The sequence below is a fragment of the Bradyrhizobium sp. genome (assembly GCF_049519115.1).
In the GTDB taxonomy this organism is placed as follows: Bacteria; Pseudomonadota; Alphaproteobacteria; order Rhizobiales; family Xanthobacteraceae; genus Bradyrhizobium.
Window position 1 is genome coordinate 1 of sequence record NZ_JBEKRB010000129.1, and the last position, 5,917, is coordinate 5,917.

At 54.9% G+C, this 5,917-nt stretch carries 3 protein-coding genes and 1 pseudogene; 2 read left to right on the forward strand and 2 right to left on the reverse strand.

Translation table 11 applies throughout. The features are described 5' to 3' along the window. Together ABSE61_RS35600 and ABSE61_RS35605 are read left to right on the forward strand one after the other, a co-directional pair. Positions 1-181: hypothetical protein (locus ABSE61_RS35600; protein ID WP_423875846.1), on the forward strand; the 181-nt coding region annotated here is incomplete at its 5' end. A gap of 2,824 nt (positions 182-3,005) precedes the next feature. Next, the gene (locus ABSE61_RS35605; protein ID WP_423875847.1) at positions 3,006-3,467 is read left to right on the forward strand and encodes a hypothetical protein; all 462 of its coding nucleotides are present in this window, start codon (positions 3,006-3,008) and stop codon (positions 3,465-3,467) included. A 158-nt stretch (positions 3,468-3,625) separates the two neighbouring features. On the opposite strand, the pseudogene ABSE61_RS35610 reads toward ABSE61_RS35605, so the two are convergent. Next, positions 3,626-4,304 (reverse strand): annotated as a pseudogene (locus ABSE61_RS35610) (Crp/Fnr family transcriptional regulator). 772 nt (positions 4,305-5,076) lie between these two features. Next, entirely contained in the window at positions 5,077-5,631 is a 555-nt protein-coding gene (locus ABSE61_RS35615; protein ID WP_423875848.1) for an HD domain-containing protein, read from the reverse strand. Between the last annotated feature and the right edge of the window lie 286 nt (positions 5,632-5,917).

Here is a 5,917-nt window from a genome sequence, read left to right on the forward strand (position 1 = left end):
GTCGTCGACGCCAGATGCGATCACGCCCACCGCAGATTGGCCGGCCTATCCTCCACGAACCCCATCAGGCGACGGCCTTTGTGCCGATCCCGGACAGAAGCAAGTCCCCGGCAAGTGGATCACGCAAATAGGGATTGACTCATCGAGGCCCGTTACAGAAGCCTTGCGTGCAAAAAAATGAAAGCACGCAAGCAAGTCACCACGGTCACACCGGAGACGTCCGGCATTCCCCGCGCAATGGTTTTAACGGTTTCCTTCGAGCTCTCCTCGGCGACCGGGCTTTCTTGTCACCGTCCCCGCGCAATGCAAAGCATCATCGCCAGCTTGACGCCAGCGTCGGGGCGTCAGGACCACACGATTTCGCCGTCCGCCTCAAACGCGTTCGTCTGTCGCGCCAAAGCGTCCACCGCATCCCGCGCCCAACGTTTTGTGACGATCGCGAAACGCCCCTCGAGATGAGGCGGGATGCGAATCGCTATATTTCTGTTTCTACCGAGCCGTCAAGCAGAATTCGGAAACTCCGAAGTCAACCTGCCGTCCAAACCGGCGCCTTCAACCAGCAAAATCGGACAATCGGCAGTTCCGAGATTACCTCGTGACCGGACATATCCCGGACACGCTGCAACGACGCGAATGACCCCGGAAGTCGCTGTTAAATCACTCCCTCGAGGGTTTCGCGACCGCGCCTAGAACCCTGCTGAGGCGGCTCGGTAGACAGCCACTCTCACAACGGAGCGCGCGATCGGTGAACCGCCGAGCTTCAAAACAAAGCCTCACAACGAGGACCCAAAGAGCTTTGCAACGGAATCCGTGGGCCACGGGCACCGAGGTTAATATCCCATTGCCTTGAGAGCGCATCGAACAGCGTTGTCGTATTCGGCCTGTTCCTTGGCTTGGGCCGCGGTGCGGTTTGTGGCGGCGATCTGTGTACCCGATCTGCGAGTCCAACCATGTTCAATTATGTCAGGCTTCGGCTTCATCCCGTGACCCGAACCCGTAAAAGCCACGGCGCGAGTGTTCCGTATTCGACTAGATATTGATCGGCGTTGTTACACTTCGAGCATTCAAAGGTGTGCAGATCGAACCCGGGGTTAGCACGCTCTATGCGGGCCAAGATCACCAGAGCTCCGCACATAGTACACAGCGGCGGCCTCGGCTTTCGGGCTGTTTTACTCGTGCGTGGTAGATCTCCTCTACCAGCACTTCGTTCGCACTTCGGGCATTCGAAGGTCTGTAGTTCATTTGCGTCGCCGTGAAGCGGATGCGGAGAGCGCTGGGTGGAGTTCACAGGCATCTGCATGCCGTGCAAACTGGCTGCCGATCCACGCCAAAAGGCCTCGCTTGCGATATGAACATGTTGTTGTTCCTGCGGCCCCAATTCAGTACGGATGCAGAGGAGGGAGAACAGCATCACTCACGTGCGGTAGACCGTTTCTATCAGAACTTCGCTCGATATTGCTCCCGCACGTCGGGCATACGAAGGTCTGTAGTTCGTATGTGTGGCCGTGCAGCGGATGTGGCGTGCGTCTCGTCACGTACATCGTCCCAGCGCAGACCGGGCAAATCGGCCCGTGATGTGCACCAAACCTGGTCTGTATATGCATCGTATCCAACCTCAGCCCCAACTAAGGGCTAGGTGATTCGCTGGCGCAGCGTCTGCCGCGTATCGTGTTTAGTGAGCAATATTGCTCACTCTTATGGCTGGCGGCAACGGCGTCATGTCCGATCATCCCAATTGGCGGAGATCGTCAGCGCGGTCAGTCGCGTCGGAACAGCGCCGATGCCCCAGTCTGAAGTGAAGAGGGCACTAACCGAAACGACCTTGCCTTTTTTGAGCAGCGTCTTTTTTCATGATCGCGATATATCGGTCGGTCTGATTGGCAATCATCTTCCAGCTTCGCATAAGGCTCGTCAGAATCGTAGCTTCGGCTCCACTCTGTGCCGAAAGCATGAGGCGATGACACTCCTCGGCCTGGGTCCGGCACCGAGTAGCTTCCTGCATTTCCCGTCGGGGGTCAAAATAGGTCAACGGAGACCTGCCAGATACACCACGCAAGCAATAGCCAAAGCAGGACGCTCACCACGACTGCACCAAACAACGATACTGGGGATGAGAACTCGATAACCGGAACCGGCTGCTTTGATTGGGGCATTGCATCGCTCCGATCATTGGCGGGAGCACAACGCTCTCTGTCACCGTACAGGTTGCCCGTTGTTAGGCGGTGATGTGATCGAACAAAGCATTAACTCCTGGGGTTGTATGGTCAATATTATACTCGAAAAGATCTAAATGTTAGCCAGTCCTGCATGACAAGCCACAGCTATAATCGGATTGAGGTCCGGCTAATGAACTATTTAAACCTGTGGGGATCGAGCAAATCTGTACAGCGGTTCGTGTATCGAGGGCGATAAGCTGTGCGAGCGTCGCGCCCTTCGTCGGCTCTAACCGGCGACAGTCGTGCCCTTGTAGAGAATATCAGAATGCCCGCATATCAAAGCATCCCTGAGCTTGATCAATCTGCGAAATACCATCTGAAGGCAATCGGATGTGAGCATCAGGCCAAACACGCAACCGACCAAGCCACCGAACAGGAATGGCGGCAGCTGGCGATGCAATGGCATTCGATGGCTGATCAAGCCGCCACAATGTCGGACGACTCTTCGCGGGCCGACTTCAGGTAGAGCCACGATTCAAATTTATTTTGAACATTGATCAATATTGGGCAGCGATTCAGTCGCCTGTGGATTCTTGTGGGATCTATCAACACATCGGTGGTCGAGAGTGTCGCGTTCCCACCTAACGCCAGGGGAAGCATCATGCCACACACTGACATCTCACTTGATCCCAGCCTTAATGCAATAGAGCGCCCGCCTTGCGCAAAGTGCGACGGGCAAATGATGTTCACTGGCATGGTAGCGGGCCCGCCGGGCTTCGACATACGCACGTTTGAGTGCGTAGCGTGCGATTTCGTCGAGACGGTCGCGACAGGGGTAAAAATGATCGCATGGATCGGACCGAAGTAACGACAGCGTCGTTCCCCATTACCCATCGCGCGCCGATGTCCACAAGCGGCAAAAAACCTGTGAGAATGACCAATTTTATACAGTGCGACGTGAGCTGTTTAGCTCAAATCAATCTTTCAATGCGGGAGGTTATGATGCACAGCAAAGACCGTCTTGCAAATGCGTTGCGTGAAGCCGGGTTGCCGCTAATGGCGAAAAAGGCCACTGCCGGTGTCTACAGCAACGGACTGTCGCTGCATGCGTTGCCTGAAATGGTGTTGCGGCGCGACCTCGAGGACGCGCATTCGACGCTGGCGTCGGCGTTGCTCTGGCGCGTCGATAAGGGCGAGTTCGAAGCCACCGACGAGGAACTGGACGCGGGCAATGAGCAGATGCTGACAGGAATGATTTTGGCGCAGGCGCAAAAGTCCAATACGCCATGGGAACCGGACCCCGCGCAGTAGTTGCACCCGGCTTGGCGAAAGAATTGCGACAAGCGGCCATTACGCGCGCCCGTAATCAAATGACGGATTTAGTGACAGGTATTAGAAAGCTGCTACCGATAGCGCGTGCCTGAGGCCGATCCAACTTTGCCACGATGATCGGCCGCCACGGTAGCTTTCTACTCGACCTGCCTCACTTCGGGCTTGTCATGTAAGACTGCGCTCAACAGCGAATTGTGCACTTCAATGTGTCCGTTGTAGTCGATAAGTTCAAGTTTGCGAAACTTGTTCATGAAAAAGCTGACCCGGGATCGCGTGGTGCCGATCATATCCGCGAGCGTTTCCTGATTGATGGTTGGATTGATCGGCTGGGGGCCTCCTTCCGTTCCAAAATTGGCGAGTAGCAACAGCAGCCGCGCAAGCCGCTTCTCGCTTGAATTAAATAATTGGTCGATTAGGTCTTCCTCGACCCGCCTGTTGCGGGTTAGCAGATAGGCCAAGAACATCTGGGAAAACTGCGGCTGGTCATGAAGCGTGGCAATCATCGCAGCCTTTGTTATTGCCGTCATGACGCAATCTTCCATTGCCGTCGTCGTGGAGATGCGCAACGTATGGCCATTCATGCAGCCTTCGCCAAAAAACTGCCCTGGATCCAAAAACGCCGACGACCGCTTCCTTATGCTGATCCGACAAGACCGTGACTTTGATCTTGCCTTTTTGAATGTAATAAACCCTTTCAGCGGGGTCGCCTTGTACGAATACGTTTTGACCGTTTTTAAATCGAAGGATGCTTTTGCCTTCGCCTACTTTGGCAAGAAATGTCTGAGCATCAAACGCGTTCTTGGCCGGCTTCACCATTAGAGCCTCCTTTGGCTCGTTGTGCCAACGTCACGCGGAGAATGATCTCGGCCGGTCCGCTCGCGGTGCCGCCTCCCATGCGGGAGAATATGCGTCAGATATTCGCGACGGGCGATATGCTGGCAAATGGCAGCGCCGCCAAAAGCAATTTCGGAGATTGCCGAGCATCCGCCGTGCTCGCCTCCTGAGATTATCGAAGCATGATAGCGCACGCAATGGAAAGCAACTGCAAAAATAGCACTTGCTCATAGCTGTCGGCGTTCGCATCAAGCCTGGACCGCCTCTTAATTTTATGAACTGAGCAATTTTGAACACCCGGGCGATATATTAATGCGGCATAATTGTTTCATAGGAGCGGCATTGTTTCACAAAGCGGCCGAAGGTTTGGCTGCGTTAAACACGTCGGCAATTGAAGAGAGGTGCCTCAGATGGGTGGCGAGAAATCAAGGCGTTTAGTCGTCGGCACTCGTGTTTGTTGGAACCACAGCGAAGCCGATCAAGGCACGGTTGTCGAAAATACTTGGTCTACCGTGAGAATAGAATGGGATAGCGGACTAACGGGCGGTGTTCATCATAACGATATGGGCGACGTTCATGTCGCAGCATTAAAGGCTTGATGGCTTTTCCGGCGAGCGTGCTATTCCGCACCGAATTGCGCAATTCGCAAGAATCTTGTCAGCGGTCCTGTCTCGTATCGGCCATCGGAGTGGATGATGATTTGGCTGTCAATCCTTTGGATCGACAACCAAGCGACATTAGTCGCAAATCAGGTTCAGACCGAGAAAGCTGTCACCGCCCGCGACAGCCGGTCTGACAAACGGCCGGGCATCACCTGCGAGAAGATATTGGCCAACGACTGGTAGTACCAGCGCGTACCAACCGCACCACCGTTGAAGCGTTCCCACACACCATCATTGAGAACGCGATAGTCGGAAAGAATGGCTTCCGCATTGTGCGTCTTGTCCGCGAGGGAGACCAGCAATGATTGTTGCGGCTTGGCCGGCAACTTGGCCAAATATGCCTCCTTTCGCGGTCGCCATTCCTGCTTTTCCTCCGGCCACGAATCCGTGCAATCGGACACTATTTCGGCGACACCATCACCGAACCGATCCCTGACAACCTCCAACGTGGGAGCGCCACCCTGATCTTCCGCTGCGTCATGCGGCAGAGCAGCAATCGCCTGATCTTCGGTGCCCCCGTTTTCTAATACGAGCGCAGAGACGATCATCAGATGCGAGATATATGGTATCGGACCTCCTTTACGCTTCTGGTTACCATGTAGCTCATGAGCATATCGAAACGCTTCGTCATATCGGCCTGTCAACATTAGCTATTCTCCTTTGTGCAAAATCCCGTCCAGCCATCCAACCTGTTGATCATTTTCCCGCGCCTTGAGGCAGCGGCAAATTCGCGGCCCAGGAGCGCCCCAGCCTGATATTTTGCGATAGTGCGGCTCTTGCCGGCTGTCGTTAGACCGGTGGGGAATTTCGCGTCGAGGAGAAGGGCATCGCACCACATATCCCCGTGCTCGACAAATCGAAGCGAGATGATGGCACCTTCTCGCGCAGCGACTTTCGATATGATCCGACCAGCGACGTCTACTACTGCCCGGG